This is a genomic window from Microbacterium sp. M3 (assembly GCF_033548675.1).
In the GTDB taxonomy this organism is placed as follows: domain Bacteria; phylum Actinomycetota; class Actinomycetes; order Actinomycetales; family Microbacteriaceae; genus Microbacterium; species Microbacterium arthrosphaerae.
Map to the genome: position 1 here is coordinate 357,497 of NZ_JAWTZT010000004.1, position 15,516 is coordinate 373,012.

A 15,516-nucleotide genomic window follows, 5' to 3' on the forward strand; every position below is an offset into this window, starting at 1 on the left:
CTGTCACCGTGCAGCACAACAAGGAGAGAACGTGCCAACCATTCAGCAGTTGGTTCGCAAGGGTCGCTCGCCCAAGGTCTCGAAGACCAAGGCGCCGGCGCTCAAGGCGAACCCGCAGCAGGCGGGTGTCTGCACCCGTGTGTACACCACCACCCCGAAGAAGCCGAACTCGGCGATGCGCAAGGTCGCTCGTGTGAAGCTCCGCAACGGCACCGAGGTCACCGCGTACATCCCCGGTGAGGGCCACAACCTGCAGGAGCACTCGCTCGTGCTCGTCCGTGGAGGCCGTGTGAAGGACCTCCCCGGTGTCCGCTACAAGATCGTCCGTGGTGCGCTCGACACCCAGGCCGTCAAGAACCGTAAGCAGGCCCGCAGCCGCTACGGCGCGAAGAAGGGTTGAGTTAGATGCCTCGTAAGGGACCCGCCCCGAAGCGCCCCGTCGTCAACGACCCGGTGTACGGCGCCCCCGTCGTCACCCAGCTGGTCAACAAGATCCTCGTCGACGGCAAGAAGTCGCTCGCCGAGTCGATCGTCTACGGCGCCCTCCGCGGCGTCGAGGCGAAGAACGGCCAGGACGCCGTCGCCACCCTCAAGAAGGCGCTCGACAACGTGCGCCCCACCCTCGAGGTCAAGTCGCGCCGCGTCGGTGGCTCGACCTACCAGGTGCCGGTCGAGGTCAAGCCTCACCGCGCCAACACGCTCGCCCTCCGCTGGCTCGTGAGCTACGCCAAGGGGCGTCGTGAGAAGACGATGACCGAGCGCCTCCAGAACGAGATCCTGGATGCCTCGAACGGCCTGGGTGCCGCGGTCAAGCGCCGCGAAGACACCCACAAGATGGCCGAGTCGAACCGCGCCTTCGCGCACTACCGCTGGTAACCAGCATCAGAGCGTTTCGCTCGTACACGCTCGCTCAACGACCGGGCCCCGGTCGTTGAGCGAGCGAAGCGAGACGAAACGCCCCCGAACCACCTTCAACCCGTAAGGACACCCCCGTGGCACAAGAAGTGCTCACCGACCTCAACAAGGTCCGCAACATCGGCATCATGGCGCACATCGATGCCGGCAAGACGACGACGACCGAGCGCATCCTGTTCTACACGGGCGTCAACCACAAGATCGGCGAGACGCACGACGGCGCTGCCACCACCGACTGGATGGAGCAGGAGCAGGAGCGCGGCATCACGATCACGTCGGCCGCCGTCACCTGCTTCTGGAACAAGAACCAGATCAACATCATCGACACGCCCGGCCACGTCGACTTCACGGTCGAGGTCGAGCGTTCGCTCCGCGTCCTCGACGGCGCGGTCGCGGTGTTCGACGGCAAGGAGGGCGTCGAGCCCCAGTCCGAGACCGTGTGGCGCCAGGCCGACAAGTACGACGTCCCCCGCATCTGCTTCGTCAACAAGATGGACAAGCTGGGCGCCGACTTCTACTTCACGGTCGACACCATCGTCAACCGCCTGAAGGCCAAGCCCCTCGTGCTCCAGCTGCCCATCGGCTCGGAGAGCGACTTCGTGGGTGTCGTCGACCTCGTCGAGATGCGCGCACTGGTGTGGCCCGGCGACGCCAAGGGCGACGTGACCATGGGCGCCAAGTACGAGATCCAGGAGATCCCGGCCGACCTCGCCGACAAGGCGGCGGAGTACCGCGAGATCCTGCTCGAGACGGTCGCCGAGTCCGACGAGGAGCTTCTCGAGAAGCACTTCGGCGGCGAGGAGCTGACGGTCGCCGAGATCAAGGCCGCCATCCGCAAGCTCACCATCGCCTCGGAGCTCTACCCCGTGCTCTGCGGCTCGGCGTTCAAGAACCGCGGCGTGCAGCCGATGCTCGACGCCGTCGTGGACTACCTCCCGTCGCCCCTCGACGTCCCCGCCATCGAGGCGAAGGACCCGAAGGACGAAGAGGTCATCATCGAGCGCCACGCCGACCGTGACGAGCCGTTCGCGGCCCTCGCGTTCAAGATCGTGACGCACCCGTTCTTCGGTCGCCTCACCTACATCCGCGTGTACTCGGGTCACCTCGACTCCGGCGCCCAGGTCGTCAACGCGACCAAGGGCAAGAAGGAGCGCATCGGGAAGATCTTCCAGATGCACGCCAACAAGGAGATGCCGGTCGACTCGGTCACCGCCGGTCACATCTACGCGGTCATCGGCCTGAAGGACACCACCACCGGTGACACGCTGGCCGACAGCGCCAACCAGGTCGTCCTCGAGTCGATGACGTTCCCGGAGCCGGTCATCGAGGTCGCCATCGAGCCGAAGACCAAGGCCGACCAGGAGAAGCTGGGTCTCGCGATCCAGAAGCTCGCCGAAGAGGACCCGACGTTCCGCGTCGAGCAGAACGCCGAGACCGGCCAGACGGTCATCAAGGGCATGGGCGAGCTGCACCTCGACATCCTCGTGGACCGCATGAAGCGCGAGTTCAAGGTCGAGGCCAACGTCGGCAAGCCGCAGGTGGCGTACCGCGAGACGATCCGCAAGACCGTCGAGCGTCACGACTACACGCACAAGAAGCAGACCGGTGGTTCGGGTCAGTTCGCGAAGATCCAGTTCGCGCTCGAGCCCCTCGAGGTCACGGCCGACAAGACGTACGAGTTCGAGAACAAGGTCACCGGTGGCCGCATCCCGCGCGAGTACATCGAGCCGACCAACCAGGGCTTCCAGGACGCCATGAACGTCGGCGTGCTCGCCGGCTACCCCATGGTGGGCGTGAAGGCCATCCTGATGGACGGCGCGTCGCACGACGTCGACTCGTCCGAGATGGCGTTCAAGATCGCGGGCTCCATGGGCTTCAAGGAGGCCGTCCGCAAGGCGAACCCCGTCATCCTCGAGCCGCTCATGGCCGTCGAGGTGCGTACTCCTGAGGAGTACATGGGCGACGTCATCGGCGACCTGAACTCGCGTCGTGGCCAGATCCAGTCGATGGAGGACGCCCAGGGCGTCAAGGTCGTCCGCGCGCTGGTCCCGCTCTCGGAGATGTTCGGCTACATCGGCGACCTGCGCTCGAAGACCTCGGGCCGCGCCGTGTACTCGATGGAGTTCGACAGCTACGCCGAGGTTCCTCGCAACGTGGCCGACGAGATCATCCAGAAGACCAAGGGCGAGTAAGCCCTGTCGGATGCCGGGGTCCAGTGGCCCCGGCATCCGGATTCACAACTTCACACCGTAAGCTAGAGAAATCCCCGTAGACGACCGGCGCACACCAGCGCCCGGAACCTCTACACGAACGTCCTGAGGAGGACCCAGTGGCTAAGGCCAAGTTCGAGCGCACCAAGCCGCACGTGAACATCGGAACGATCGGTCACGTCGACCACGGCAAGACCACGCTCACCGCAGCGATCTCGAAGGTGCTCGCCGACAAGTACCCGTCGGCCACCAACGTGCAGCGTGACTTCGCGTCGATCGACTCCGCTCCCGAGGAGCGCCAGCGCGGCATCACGATCAACATCTCGCACGTCGAGTACGAGACCCCCAAGCGTCACTACGCTCACGTCGACGCCCCGGGTCACGCCGACTACATCAAGAACATGATCACCGGTGCCGCCCAGATGGACGGCGCGATCCTGGTTGTCGCGGCCACTGACGGCCCGATGGCTCAGACGCGTGAGCACGTTCTGCTCGCCAAGCAGGTCGGCGTTCCCTACCTGCTCGTCGCGCTGAACAAGAGCGACATGGTCGACGACGAGGAGATCCTGGAGCTCGTCGAGCTCGAGGTCCGCGAGCTCCTCTCGTCGCAGGACTTCGACGGCGACAACGCCCCCGTCGTGCGCGTCTCGGGCCTCAAGGCTCTCGAGGGCGACGCCGAGTGGGTCGAGAAGATCGTCGAGCTCATGGACGCCGTCGACGAGTCGATCCCCGACCCGGTGCGTGACAAGGACAAGCCGTTCCTCATGCCCATCGAGGACGTCTTCACCATCACCGGCCGTGGCACGGTCGTCACGGGCCGCGCCGAGCGTGGCACGCTGGCCATCAACTCCGAGGTCGAGATCGTGGGTCTGCGCCCGACGCAGAAGACGATCGTCACCGGTATCGAGATGTTCCACAAGCAGCTCGACGAGGCGTGGGCCGGCGAGAACTGTGGTCTGCTCCTCCGCGGCACCAAGCGTGACGACGTCGAGCGCGGCCAGGTCGTCGTGAAGCCCGGTTCGGTCACCCCGCACACCAACTTCGAGGGCACGGCGTACATCCTGTCCAAGGAGGAGGGCGGCCGTCACAACCCGTTCTTCACGAACTACCGCCCGCAGTTCTACTTCCGCACCACCGACGTCACCGGCGTCATCACGCTGCCCGAGGGCACCGAGATGGTCATGCCCGGCGACACCACCGACATGACGGTCGAGCTGATCCAGCCGATCGCCATGGAGGAGGGCCTCGGCTACGCCATCCGTGAGGGTGGCCGCACCGTCGGCGCCGGCACGGTCACGAAGATCCTGAAGTAATCTTCGAACTGCTGTAAACGGAGGGGCCGGATCCGCAAGGGTCCGGCCCCTCCTTCGTTTCCAGGCCGAGCAGGGTCAGGCCAAGCCGGGAAGTTGGCGTACAGGATGTCGTCTGCCACCTCGTGCGTCGGCCAGTCGCGCTCGTCGCGGAGCGGCGCCCGGCGCGCTCGGCTGCGCTGAAGCGAAGAACTCCATCCATCCGCACCGAACGAAGGCAACATCAGTGCACGACCGGCTTCCATCCGGACTCCCTGCCGGGGCGAACGTCATCGTTGTCATGTACAACAGCAGCTCAACCCTCGACGCGCTGTTCGCCGGGTTGCGGGCCAACCGCGACTCCATCGCACAGTTAGCCCTCGTGGACAACGGCAGCTCCGATAGTTCCGCCGCGCTTGCGCGAGCTGCTCTCGCCGACTTGGGCGTCGATGGCGTCGTCATCGAATCCACAAACGTGGGATTTGCCGGAGGGCATTGGGCGGCGCGCGCGGCGTTCAATGACATCACCTTGCCTACACTGTGCCTCAACCCGGACGTGCAGCTGGACGAGGGTGCATTGCGTGACATGATCCTCGTCCAACAGACATCTCAAGGCGAGGCGGCTATTGTCACCACGCCGCTGATTGGCTTGGACGGTGTGGAGGATTCCGCCTCGCGACGGCGTCTCCCTACGCTCACTACTGGCGCTCTTTACTCCCTGGTCGGAAAGCTGCTTCCACAACGGCTGCGCTACAACAGGGTTGTCGCAACGCCGACCCAGACGCTCGGCGGGATCGAGGTTTCGCAGGTCGAGGCAACAACAGGGGCGTTGATGCTTGTTAGCCCTTCGTTTCGGGCTGCGTCGACGGGAATCTTCGACCGGGACTACTTCATGTATGGGGAGGATCTCCAGCTATGCCTGGACGCCAAGACTGCCGGGCGCTCGGTGATCATGGTCGAACGACGCGCCTCGGTACATGTCAAGGGTGTGTCTAGCGGATTCCCCCGCTCATGGCGGAGCAATCGTGCGTTTCACGACGCCTTGTTCGTGTATTACAGCAAGAACTTGTCACGGACCCCGATTGATAGGGCTTTGGTCCGACTCGCAGTCGGTGCGCGCCTCTTCCTAAGTGGAGCCGCCGGGATTCTCGCACGCTCTTTCCGGCGGCGATCGTGAGCGGCGCGAGAGGCCAGGCCGGTCTCACCGCCACCGTTCTCGTCGCGGCGGCTCTGCCCTTCATTTTGACGCCGTGGAAGGCGCAAGCGCTTGGCCCCAGCGGCCGTGGAGAAGTGGGGTTCTTCGGTGCGACCTTCTCCATCATTCTGGGGTGCGCAGCGCTTGGCATTCGCTACGCGTACTACGAAGTACGCTCCCGTCAACCCGAGCGGCTGAGCGTGGTGGGTCGTCGACTTCTGGTGTTGGCATACGGTGTCGCGGGTGTTGCCACGCTGCTGGCACTCCTCGTGGCGAGCCGATCGATGTCACCCGCGATAATGATCGCGCTGGCAGTCGCGTGGTTGATTTCGCCGGTGCAGCTCTTCACTCAAACAGAATTGAGTGAGGCGCAGGCCGCGCAGCGGCGCATGCGCGTGGCCGCGTTGTCATCAACACCCGCCTTGTTCGAGTCCGCGGCCACTCTTCTTCTCCTGCTCGGTCAGCGCATGACCGTCGCGGCGTCGGTGTTCGTGACCATGACGTCGGAGGTGTTGCGCGGTCTCGTCGCTGGCCTTTTCCGCCGACGTGACCGGTCCGTGGACACCCCTTGGTTCGATCTCTCACGCCGCTCCGTTGTGCTCGCGCCCATTGGACTCCTACCGATCGTGGTCGCCAACCTGGACACCGTCGTGTTCGCTTGGTTCGTGCCGAACGCGGTACTTGGCGAATACTCCGTCTCGAAACTCGCCATCAACGTCATGTTGCTCATTGCTGTCACTCTTGAGGGCCGCGTCGCGCGGGGTCTCCCTCACCGGCGCGGCTTCACTCTTGTCGTCGTGGCGTTGGGAGCATGCGCTGCCACTGGGGCTGCCTTGGGATACCTCCTCACGCCGATACTGTTCGGAGAGGAGTTCGAAGCCACCAGGTACGCGTTCCTCGTGACTTCGATTGCGGGGTGGTTCGGGTCGATTTTCACCCTCGCTGCCGCGCGAGGTGCGTGGAATGGACGCGGTCGAGTCGCCAATGTAGCGTCGGTCGTGGCAGCCAGCGTCATTCTTGCATCCTCGCTAGTTCTTGGACTGCTCTGGCCGGACGCGCCCGCGTGGGCGCTGGGACTCCCCGCGCTGCTGAGCTATGGCGTGGCTGCGGTCATAGCAGTTGCGGGAACGCGTGGAGGGAATCGAGTTGACACTCATTAGCCGTATCGTGGAGCGCATCCGTCCCGCGGGGCAATCAGACGTCGGCTCGACCGTCAAGATGCCCCAGCTACTGGGGTGGTACGCGCGAAAGGGTGCCGTACCGGCACTTCGTGGCCTGTGGTATCGCCTATGGTTGGGCTCCGCGCCGTTCCCGCTGTTTATCGGGCGAGCGGTCACCATCCACTACGCGCGACGTGTTCGTGTAGGCGCAGGTTTCTACCTCGGTGATTCATCTCGTGTCCTGGCCCTGTCCGTTGAGGGTGTGACCATTGGGAACCGTGTCACAATCCGCGAGAACGCATGGATCCAGTGTGCATCGAGTCTGCGCAACCCAGGAATCGCTCTGACTATCGGAGACGGCACCTACATCGGGCCCTACAGCGTAATCGGTGTGGGCGGTCCGATCATCATCGGAGAGCGATGCCAATTCGGTGCGGGCGTGACTTTGATCGCCGAGAATCATGAGGTAACCGCGCACGGCGTGAGCGCACACGACGTGATCCGGAAGGGAATCACGATCGGCTCGGGGACGTGGATTGGACACCGCGCGACCGTGCTGGACGGCGTCGAACTAGGGGAGAACTGTGTTGTCGGTGCTGGTGCTGTCGTCACCAGGAGTTTTCCTGCAGGCACGACGTTGGTGGGCGTCCCTGCTCGACCCGTGACCTCGAGCGCAGGGCGAGAAGGTGCCTGAGCGCGCTGCGTCGAGTCTTCGCTGGACCGATCGGTATGGGCGGGGGTGGTTGTCTGTGGACGGCTTTGTCCTCGTGACGACAGCCTGGCTATTGGCGGGACCTCGCATTGAACTGTTGTCCATCGCGAGTTCGTCCATTCGGCTGGAGGACCTCCTGCTCTTCGCGCTACTCGTGCTCGCCGCGGTGCACGGGTGGAAGCGCGTCAAAGCAGTCGTGGGACTGAGAATGCTCGTGGCTACGGGTGCAGTCGTTACCGTCGGCATTCTCAGCGCCGTGATCGCAGTCGCCGCGGGTCGCATCGACGCACTGGCGGGCCTGCTGTATGTGGCGCGGCCGATCGAGTATTGGGTCGTCCTCCCCGCGGTCTTGCTTTGCCTCAAGCGCAGCGAGGGACGCTCGCGGCGCGTGGTCGTCACGCTCGCAGTAGTGACGTGCCTACAAGTGACAGTCGGCGCCCTGCAGGTGCTTGGCGTGCCTATCGGGTTCTCGAAGTTCACATACGAACGCGCCGCAGGGCTGACCGCTGGGCCGTACGAACTGGGTGCGATGTGCGCGATGCTGGTTTGCTTCTGGCTCTACCGGCGAAGCTACGCTTTGGCGGCGATAGCCCTCGTCGGCATCATCCTTTCGCAGTCCCGGATATCGCTCGCAGCAGTGGCACTCGGCATCGCCATTATCCTGCTCAGCGCTTGGGGAACAATTTCCAGGTCGCTGGCAAGGCTCTGGCGTCGGCGAGCGGTTTTCGTGTCGACCCTTGCAGGCATTTTCGTGCTCACCGTCCTCTTGGCTGCGTGGCTCGGCAGGCCAGTCATCGAACGGCTCACTGACACAAGCCTTGTAAACGCATGGGTCGACGCACAACGCTTCTCGCACGCCGCGCCAATTCTGACGACATCAGACGCGTACTCGCATGTCGCGTTCGATCGCATCGACACCGTGCTAACAGGAGCCAGCATCGAAGACGTCAGCAATGTTGTGCGCTTCTTCCGCTGGCAGCTGCTGCTGGCCGCTATGGCGGCAACGCCGCTCGCATGGGTGTTCGGTCTGGGGCCGTCGTTCGCGGGCCCGTCGGTCGACGGCACGATCCTGCGAATACTGGTCGAGTTCGGGTTGGTGGGCCTGATCGCCTGGATAGCGTGGTTCTACCAGTCAGTTCGCGGCGCTGGGGTGTGGCTCGTAGCAGTCCTGGCCACGCTCGTCGTGGGGTCAACCACCATCGACCTGATGTTCGCCCTGCGACCGATGGTGCTGTTCTGGTTCCTCGCGGCATTCGCTCGCATCGAACGCCCTCTCCGTGATGCCGCCTTGAGTCCGAGGAGTACAAGTGATCAGGGTTGACGTTGTCGTCCGATCGGATGCCGACATCAAGTTCGGTGGCGACGTGCACCAGGTTCGTCAGTACGAGCAGCATCTTGCGGGCAGAGCAGACCTGAAAGTCGTCGCGTTCCATCCAGCGATGACGCTGAGACCGGATGCCGTTGTCCATTACGTCAACGTGGATAGGCCGTTCGATTTCCTGAGGACGGTTGAGCTCGCGGGCGATCGGCGAATAGTCGTGTCTCCGATTCATCATTCGTTGCCACGTACGAGAAGAATGAGGTTGGCTGAGCGAGGGCGTGGCCTTAGATCACTCGTCGACCGGATCGCCCCGGAGGCCATGCGTGAATGGCTTGCATCCGGCGTGCGCGGAGCCAAGTCATCGCCTTCACGGCGCGAGTCGATGGCGTCAGCGGCGAACTCCGTTCGCGCTATTGCCCAAGTCCCTAAACTGTGGGCACGAGTAGGACGCTCTCTCGACCGCTGTTCGGCCGTTGCAGTACTCGCCTCCGGGGAGCAACGAGACCTCATGGTCGACACCGGCTGGCGGGGAGAGAATGCCCGCATCATCCCGAACGGGAAGCCCGGGCTGTCGGATGTCGCCGACATGTGGGAGTGGAGCAAGCGGCCAATCAGCATGATAACGGTGGGTCGCATCGAGCCGCGCAAACGGTCGCTAGAGCTCGCGCAAGCGGCGGCATCGAAAGACGCGCGAATCGTGTTCGCCGGCTCGCTCGGAGACGAGCGGTCGACTTATGCTCAGCAGTTCTTGAATCTGGCCGAGTCTTCGCCCACGGTCGACTATCGAGGCTCCATAAGTCATGACGAAGTGCTACGGCTCATGGGGCAGTCTCGGGTGCTTGTCAACGCGTCCTGGGTCGAAGTGCAAAGCCTCGTTGACCTCGAAGCAGCGCACCTCGGGACGCGGGTGGTTTCGCTGCCGAACGGGAACTCAGAGGAGTGGCTGCCCGATCACGTCACGTACACTCCGGACTTCGACCTCGATCAGCTAGTTGACACGGCCACGGCCGCTGCCTCGACGTCTGTAGGTCCCGGCGCTCCCAGCTATGCCTGGGATTGGCAGCGCGCCGCCGATTCTTTACACGCCTTGTACTTGGGAAGTTGAGGTGATGGTCCGTGTTTCCTGAGCCGGAAGTGCGAGGGGCGCTGCAGCGAGCGGTTAAGCATCCGCCGTCAAGGCTTCCATGGGTCGATGCCGCGCGCGCGCTTTGCGTAGTCGGCATCGTGCTGATGCACTTTTGGATCTGGGTGTATGGGCCAACCGCGGATCGCTATTCAAAGGATCTGGGCGGGTGGCTCGCCATCACCGATGTGATGCTGGCCTTTCGCATGCCTTTGTTGTTTGCTCTGTCAGGGCTCCTGGTTTCCTCGCGGGTCCGCAACGGTTGGAGCGACCGCAGAAATCTGGTACGAGTCGCGAACTCGTACTACCTATATGCGGTCTGGCTAACCGTTTATGCGGTCATTTCGGTCGTCGTCGCCCAGCCTCTTCCGTACTCGATCTCCTCGCCCCGCGCGTACTTGTCTCAGCTAGTCCGACCTGATACACCGCTCTGGTTTATATTCTTTCTCGCAGTTAATGTCGCCCTATTGACAACCTTGCGTCGAATCTCGCCGGCGCTGATAATGATCGCGCTGGTGGGAGTTTCGATGTGGGCGCTCGCTTACGATTTCCCACCGTCGGTGGCGCTTATGGGGCGCGGTCTTTACTACATGCTGTTCTTCGCAGTCGGCGTCTATCTGCGGCCGATTATGATAAGTCTGGCTTCGGGATCTTTGTGGTGGAAGATTCCCATCGCGATTATGATATTTGTTTGGGTGACGCGGCTGTTTCCGACGCTCGACTACCTGAGCTATGAATGGTTGATCGCATACATCGCGAGGGACCTGTCGGCCATCGCGGTCGGAATCAGTGGAGTGGCGGCCCTCTGCTACGTGAAGCCACTGACGAGATTGCTTCAATACGTCGGGCAGCGGACGCTTGCCGTCTATGTGCTTCACCTGCCCATCATCTGGGGGATTTTGCTCCTGACACGCCTGCTTTCGAACGAAACGATCGACAACGCACCGCTGCGACTGATTGCACCCTTGATCGCATCGATCGCCATCGTCGCTGTTTCCATAATTGTCGCTACAGCTTTGCAGCGATCGTCATGGGGTCGAGTCCTCTTCGACATTCCATCTGTGGTGAAGAATCGGCTGATGGATGGAGTCAAAGCGTGACGATAGTAGACGCTATCCCGGTCCGTGGCGCAGCAAGCTGAGTGGAGCAGGAATGATCAACATCGTTCGGGATATCGATTGGCCCCGACGCTACGCAAGCAGACTCTTCTACTCGGATGCGGCGGTGATCGCCCTGACGTTTGCGACCTACTCATTGCTGGCTCTCGACGAACTTTCGCAACTTGTCGCGTGGCCGGGGCCATTCAACATCCCCTACTGGGCGTTGCTGATTGTCGTCGCCTTCGTATGGCTGATCGGCTTAGATGTGATCGACACTCGGGACCGCCATATCGTCGGTCACGGGAGCACCGAGTACCAGCGTCTCGTGAATGCGACGCTCGCGGTCTTCGCGTTCCTCGTCGCTCTTGCCTTCTTCCTCCAGATGGACGTCGCGCGGTCGCTCTTCGCGATCGCCCTTCCGTTTGGCCTGGCGGCTCTCCTCGCGTCGCGATGGTTGTGGAGGCAGTGGCTTCGGCGATTCCAGCGCAAGGGCCATTACGTCTACCGGGCCGTGGTGCTCGGCGAGCCTGCAAAGGTCGCGCACATCATCCGCCAGATCCAGCAGGCGCCGGACTCGGGCATCCTGATCGTCGGGGCGGTGACGACGGCGCCGGGGGAGAACGAGTACATAGCGGGCGTTCCCGTCGTCGGCGGTCTCGCATCCGCAACGACGGCTGTAGAGGCCCTCGGCGCCGACACGATGATCGTCTCCTCGGCGGACGCCCTCGACCCGAAGGCCATGCGGCGGATCGGCTGGGAGATGGCGGACCGCGATGTGGACTGGGTCGTCGCACCTGCACTCACCGACGTCGCCGGTCCCCGTATCCATGCTCGGCCGGTTGCCGGCCTTCCGCTCGTGCACGTCGACTTCCCCAAGCTCGAGGGCTACAAGCGGGTCGCCAAACGCACCTTCGACATCGTCGGCTCCTCGCTCATGATCCTGGTCTTCTCGCCGATCCTTCTGGCGACGGCCATCGCGATTCGGGTGGACGGCCCGGGGCCACTCTTCTATCACCAGACGCGCATCGGTCGGCGCGGCCGCGAGTTCGGCATGATCAAGTTCCGCTCGATGGTGGCCAACGCCGACGATCAGCTCGCCAGCCTCCTCGACGTCCAGGGCACCACCGACCAGCCACTGTTCAAAGTCACGAACGACCCCCGCATCACGAAGGTCGGCCGCTTCATTCGCAAGCACTCGATCGACGAACTGCCGCAGCTCTTCAACGTCTTCCTCGGCCAGATGAGTCTCGTTGGGCCTCGCCCTCAGCGCGCAGCTGAAGTCGCACTCTACGACGATGACGCGCACCGACGACTCCTGGTCAAGCCGGGGATGAGCGGCCTCTGGCAGGTCAGCGGGCGCTCCAAGCTCTCGTGGGACGATGCCATCCGCCTCGACCTCTACTACGTCGAGAACTGGTCGTTCACCCAAGACATCCAGATCCTGTTCCGCACGATCAAGGCGGTCATCGCTCCCGGCGAAACCGCCCACTGACCGCGCTTCTCGGCACGATCACAGGCCCTGGCCGATAGCATCCTCTGGTGTCTCCCAAGCCTCGCTCCGGTCGCTACCGCCACGGTCGCGCCGGCAATCACGCGCCGCCCCCGCGGCGGCGTCGGCGCTGGCCCTGGGTTGTCGTAGGCACATTCGTCGTTCTCGGCGGCATTGCGGCCGTCGGCGGGATCTTCGGTCTGCAGGCGCTGGAGGTCCGCGACGACCTCATGCTCGCTAAGGCGAAGCTGGGCTCGCTGACTGAGGCGTACAAGATCGGCGATGCCGCGCAGATGCAAGCCATCGGCACAGAGACGCTCGAGCTCACTGCGCAGGCGAACGAGACCGTCCAGGGTCCCCTGTGGGACATGGCTTCCGCCGTTCCCTTCGTCGGCGCGAACGTCGCGGCGGTCAAGAGCGCCACCGAAGCCACTCATATCATCGTCCGCGACGCGCTGCCCTCGGGCATCGAGCTCCTGGGCATCATGTCGCCCGACAAGCTAAAGGTCGAAGGCGGCGGCATCAACCTCGCGCCGTTCCAGCAGGCGCAGCTGACGCTTCCGCAAGTCAAGGGCGTCCTCGCCGAGGCGCAGACGAAGATCGCAGGCATCGACCGCGCAGCGCTTCTCCCGGTCGTCGACGATGCTGTCGGCCAGCTCATCTCCGTGGTCGACCAGGCAGGCCCGCTGCTCGACACGGCCGAGCAGCTCCTGCCGATCGCTCTGCGCATGGCGGGCTCCGAGGGTCCGCGCAACTACCTCGTCGTCTTCCAGAACAACGCCGAGATCCGCGCGACCGGTGGAAATGCGGCGACCTCGACGGTAATACACACCGACGCCGGCAAGATCCAGAAGGTCGAGGACGAGACGGTCGAGGACTTCTACCTCGCAGGCGTCAATGGCCGACTCAGGTCCGACCTCCCCGATGAGACGCTCGAGCTCTACGAGGCCGACTTCACCCGGAACGCGCAGAACTTCACCCGCACGCCGGACTTCCCCACGACGGCGTCGATGTTCTCCCAGCTGTGGACGCAGACCAATGACACGCAGCTCGACGGCGTGATCTCCATCGACCCGGTCGCGCTGTCGTACATGCTGGCAGCCACCGGTCCCGTGCCGCTCGAGGACGGCTCGGAGATCAACGCCGAGAACGCAGTGAAGCTGCTGCTCAGCGACACGTACGAGCGCTTCGGCACCAACGGCCTCGCCGCTGACGCGTACTTCGCGGACGTCTCCTCGCGCGTCTTCGACAAGATCGCCAGCGGCTCCTGGAGCCCCACCGCCATGATCGACCAGGTGATGCGCTCGGTCGAGGAGCAGCGAATCTACGCCTGGTTCCCGCGCGAAGACGAGAACGCGATCGTGACGGAGTTCAACGTCGACGGTGCCCTGCCCGCCGACAACGTCGAGGCGACGCAGATCGGCATGTACCTGAACGACGCCTCGTACAGCAAGCTGGAGTACTACCTCTCGACATCGATGAACGTGACGTGCGACCCCACCGCCCGCACGGTGACCACGTCGCTCACCATGAACTCGACCGTCCCAGGCAACGACCTGAGCGGGTACACCCTCGCCTGGCGGAACAACTCGCTGGGTCTGCCGCGCACGACGATGATCCTCGACGTGCTCTCCGTTGCCCCGCCGGGATCGACCATCACCTCGATCGACCCGGCCGATGGCGACATCAAGCGGTGGAACCGCGACGGCGTCGAGAAGGGGCATCCGCTCGCCAGCCGCACGATGCTCCTCGAGATGGGCGAGTCGAAGACCGTGTCGTTCACCGCAGCACTGCCGGAGGGGCCGCTCGGTCCGCTCGAGGTGCGTTACTCGCCCACGGTGACGCAGACCCCGGTGACGGTCGACGCGTCGTGCGCCGCGCTCTTTCCGGCGGCCGAGTGAGCGGCGGGCGCCTGCCGTCCACCAGCGGGCCGCGTCACGCCATCATCGTGATGATGGCGCTCGGGTACGGGATCTTCCTCGCGTTCGTGGTGTTCTGGCCGAGCCCGATCGACGCGCCCGTGCAAGGGCTGCTCGAGCGCGCGATCGCCGAACTACACGAGCGCGGAGTGCCGACGTTCATCGACTACGACTTCATCGAGTCGTTCGCCAACATCCTGCTCTTCATCCCCGTCGGGTTCCTCTTCGGTCTGATGATCCCGCTCCGGTGGTGGCCGATCGCACTGCTGCTCGGCCCGGCTCTCTCGGCCGCCATCGAGCTCGCACAGCGCTACGTCCTCGACGAGCGGGTCTCGACCGTTCAGGACGTGATCGCCAACTCCATCGGCTCTACCATCGGGGTGCTCATCGCCGTCGTCATCCGCGCCATCGTCAAGGCGCGCGACGAGCAGGTGATCGCGCGACACGAGGCGCAGGTGCGCGGCTCCACACCCGCCTGAGCATGGCGCAGAACGGATGCCGGCGGCATCCGTCATCCGTCGACGCGACCGAGCGGCGGCCCAAACAGACGCGGGCGGGGTGTTGCACGCCACCCGCCGCGCGCCAGAATGGGCGTCGAACGCCCCCGCCGGGGGAGCCAGAAGGAGCGGACATGGGTATCGACGACCTCGTCAACCAGGGCAAGGAATTCCTCGAGCAGAACAAGGACCAGATCAACGACGCGCTGAAGTCCGAGCAGGCCGAAGGGGTCAGCGACAACGTGCTCGACGCGGCCGCGGAGTTCGTCAAGAAGGTCGCTCCCGACAGCATCGATCAGCACGTGGACGGCGTCCGCGACAGCGTCGACAAGGCCGTCGGCAACGAGTAACCGCAGGTAGAACCGCACTTCGAAGCGGCCCGGGGAGACCCGGGCCGCTTCGGCGTTTCCTGAGGCGATCGTGACCTGCCCGTGACAAGCCGTGCTTGACGGCGCTCGCGAATCGCCGCTAGCTTGACCGTGGGCTACGTGTGGCCGGCGCAACTGGGGAGTTTTGCCGGACTGCACACTTGGGGAGCCTGACCGGGAATTCGGGGTCCCCTCGAGCTGACATCAGCGAGAAGGGG

Annotated in this window: 14 protein-coding genes; all 14 read left to right on the forward strand. The window is 64.0% G+C overall.

The window, feature by feature from the left end:
• Positions 1–31 precede the first annotated feature (31 nt).
• Positions 32–400 carry a 30S ribosomal protein S12 gene (gene rpsL, locus R8Z57_RS13855; protein ID WP_018171438.1) on the forward strand — a complete coding sequence of 123 codons (369 nt, stop codon included), beginning with the start codon at positions 32–34 and terminating at the stop codon, positions 398–400.
• Between the two features lie 5 nt (positions 401–405).
• Positions 406–876, forward strand: coding sequence for a 30S ribosomal protein S7 (gene rpsG, locus R8Z57_RS13860; protein WP_106816549.1), 471 nt, complete (start codon positions 406–408; stop codon positions 874–876).
• A 116-nt stretch (positions 877–992) separates the two neighbouring features.
• Positions 993–3,107 carry an elongation factor G gene (gene fusA, locus R8Z57_RS13865; RefSeq protein ID WP_318354373.1) on the forward strand — a complete coding sequence of 705 codons (2,115 nt, stop codon included), beginning with the start codon at positions 993–995 and terminating at the stop codon, positions 3,105–3,107.
• A 137-nt stretch (positions 3,108–3,244) separates the two neighbouring features.
• Positions 3,245–4,438, forward strand: coding sequence for an elongation factor Tu (gene tuf, locus R8Z57_RS13870; RefSeq protein ID WP_109210491.1), 1,194 nt, complete (start codon positions 3,245–3,247; stop codon positions 4,436–4,438).
• A gap of 277 nt (positions 4,439–4,715) precedes the next feature.
• Positions 4,716–5,591, forward strand: a complete 876-nt coding sequence (locus tag R8Z57_RS13875) for a glycosyltransferase (RefSeq protein ID WP_318354374.1) — start codon at positions 4,716–4,718, stop codon at positions 5,589–5,591.
• On the forward strand, positions 5,588–6,769 hold the full coding sequence (locus tag R8Z57_RS13880; RefSeq protein WP_318354375.1) for an oligosaccharide flippase family protein: 1,182 nt from the start codon (positions 5,588–5,590) through the stop codon (positions 6,767–6,769). The genes R8Z57_RS13875 and R8Z57_RS13880 overlap by 4 nt, the downstream gene beginning before the upstream one ends.
• Positions 6,770–6,776: 7 nt before the next feature.
• Positions 6,777–7,463 (forward strand): acyltransferase, encoded by a 687-nt coding sequence (locus tag R8Z57_RS13885; RefSeq protein ID WP_318354376.1) that lies wholly within the window; start codon positions 6,777–6,779, stop codon positions 7,461–7,463.
• 73 nt (positions 7,464–7,536) lie between these two features.
• The gene (locus R8Z57_RS13890; RefSeq protein WP_318354377.1) at positions 7,537–8,802 is read left to right on the forward strand and encodes a hypothetical protein; all 1,266 of its coding nucleotides are present in this window, start codon (positions 7,537–7,539) and stop codon (positions 8,800–8,802) included.
• Between the two features lie 508 nt (positions 8,803–9,310).
• Positions 9,311–9,907, forward strand: coding sequence for a glycosyltransferase (locus tag R8Z57_RS13895; RefSeq protein ID WP_318354378.1), 597 nt, complete (start codon positions 9,311–9,313; stop codon positions 9,905–9,907).
• Positions 9,908–9,918: 11 nt separating this feature from the next.
• Positions 9,919–11,025, forward strand: coding sequence for an acyltransferase family protein (locus R8Z57_RS13900; RefSeq protein WP_318354379.1), 1,107 nt, complete (start codon positions 9,919–9,921; stop codon positions 11,023–11,025).
• A 52-nt stretch (positions 11,026–11,077) separates the two neighbouring features.
• Positions 11,078–12,517: a sugar transferase gene (locus R8Z57_RS13905; protein ID WP_318354380.1), complete on the forward strand. Its 1,440-nt coding sequence runs from the start codon at positions 11,078–11,080 to the stop codon at positions 12,515–12,517.
• A 47-nt stretch (positions 12,518–12,564) separates the two neighbouring features.
• Positions 12,565–14,415 (forward strand): DUF4012 domain-containing protein, encoded by a 1,851-nt coding sequence (locus tag R8Z57_RS13910; RefSeq protein ID WP_318354381.1) that lies wholly within the window; start codon positions 12,565–12,567, stop codon positions 14,413–14,415.
• Positions 14,412–14,912 (forward strand): VanZ family protein, encoded by a 501-nt coding sequence (locus R8Z57_RS13915; protein WP_318354382.1) that lies wholly within the window; start codon positions 14,412–14,414, stop codon positions 14,910–14,912. The genes R8Z57_RS13910 and R8Z57_RS13915 overlap by 4 nt, the downstream gene beginning before the upstream one ends.
• A 152-nt stretch (positions 14,913–15,064) precedes the next feature.
• Positions 15,065–15,280, forward strand: coding sequence for an Rv0909 family putative TA system antitoxin (locus R8Z57_RS13920; protein WP_318354383.1), 216 nt, complete (start codon positions 15,065–15,067; stop codon positions 15,278–15,280).
• Positions 15,281–15,516 lie beyond the last annotated feature (236 nt).